Genomic DNA, 1,259 nt, shown 5'->3' with positions numbered 1-1,259 from the left:
TCAGGCTGCTGGTCGTCCCGGTCTCGACCTTCTGGTAGGTCGCGAGGGAGATTCCTCCCCGCGTGGCGATCTCCACTTGGGGGGGATTGCCGAGCTCTCGACGTCGTCGGCGTGCGGCCTCGGCGAGGCGCTGCGCCTTGTCTGGGTCGAGCTTGAGCACGGGAGTCCTCTCGGCGTGGGCAGGCAGAGATAGGCAGATTCCAGCATCTCTGTACTCGGACAACAAACAGGCAGGCAACCACAGCAACATCGATCGACAGACAACCGCATGTTGTTGTATCTCTGTGTTGCTTTCTGCCTAAACCTGCCTATAGTTGCTGCATGCCCAGACCATCTCTCGCCGTCAACGGAGCGGAGATCCGAAGCCGGCGTCTGGCGCGACGCATCGAGGTCGCGGAGCTCGCCGAGCAAGCGGGTATCCACCGCGACTACCTCTACAACATCGAACTCGGGCACAAGAAGCGCGTGTCCGTGACGGTCCTGCGGTCCATCGAGCACATCCTCGGCCGCCTGGACGAACCCGACCCTCCCATCACGGACGAGCCCGTCCAGGCGCTTGGCGGTGCCGAGTGACTGCGCCTGCGGAGGACGGACGGTCGAAGCCGTCCCCGGCGACACGGCGGTTGATCGCGTCTGCTGGTGGTCATGCCCGTGTGCTGGCTGCCGGTTCGGGTGCGGAGGTGTCGGCGCCTGCCCGTGCGGGTGCGTTCGCGCGGTTCCTCCGCGAGGCCGACCCGGAAGGGCTGCTGCCTTACGAGGAGCGGGTGGAGCGGGCGAAGCGCTTGCAGGCGCTGCACATGAAGCGGATCGCGATCAAAAGCGCGGAGGCTCGGCGGCGCCGCGCAGCCCCGAAACGTCAACGCCGTGCGCGTGGCCCGGTTGGCGGGGAGATCACCGTCGACCCGACCGTGGGCGAGTCGACGGCGACTCGCATGGCCCCTCAGACAACCCAATCAGAGGAGTAGATCGATGCTATCGAACGAGGACAAACGCCGGTTACTGCTGTTCCTGGCGTTGGGCCCGCTGATGTCCTGGAGTGAGCTGACGGTCCATCTGTCGGGCATCCTGTCGCGGATCACGGGTGCAGAGATGGCGGCGTGGCGGGATCTGGTCGACATGGTCGCCGTCCCGCTGCGCGATCGAGCTGGATCGGCCGACGCTCTGGCGTCCGAGCTGGATCGGCTGTTGCGCGCATTGGTGCCCGATCAGGGGCCGGATGTTGATATCCGCGTGGGTCTGGTACCCGCGGGGTCGGGCGG

3 protein-coding genes are annotated in these 1,259 nt (G+C 66.3%); all 3 read left to right on the top strand.

All coding sequences use genetic code 11. The annotated features are described in order from the left end of the window. Window positions 1-321 precede the first annotated feature (321 nt). Window positions 322-573 (top strand): helix-turn-helix transcriptional regulator, encoded by a 252-nt coding sequence (locus U9980_RS27565; RefSeq protein ID WP_322770603.1) that lies wholly within the window; start codon window positions 322-324, stop codon window positions 571-573. 107 nt (window positions 574-680) lie between these two features. Next, the gene (locus U9980_RS27560) at window positions 681-965 is read left to right on the top strand and encodes a hypothetical protein (protein ID WP_322770602.1); all 285 of its coding nucleotides are present in this window, start codon (window positions 681-683) and stop codon (window positions 963-965) included. Window positions 966-969: 4 nt separating this feature from the next. Then, window positions 970-1,259 (top strand): hypothetical protein (locus U9980_RS27555; protein ID WP_322770601.1); only part of this gene is annotated, 290 nt, incomplete at its 3' end.

The sequence above is a fragment of the Protofrankia sp. Cr1 genome (assembly GCF_963555865.1).
In the GTDB taxonomy this organism is placed as follows: Bacteria; Actinomycetota; Actinomycetes; order Frankiales; family Frankiaceae; genus Protofrankia.
The sequence above is the reverse complement of the archived record's forward strand: the minus strand, read 5'-3'. Positions and strand labels throughout refer to the sequence as shown.

Coding starts and splice junctions, on each gene's coding strand:
- U9980_RS27565 (WP_322770603.1), top strand. CDS start 322: ATGCCCAGACCATCTCTCGCCGTCAACGGAGCGGAGATCCGAAGCCGG.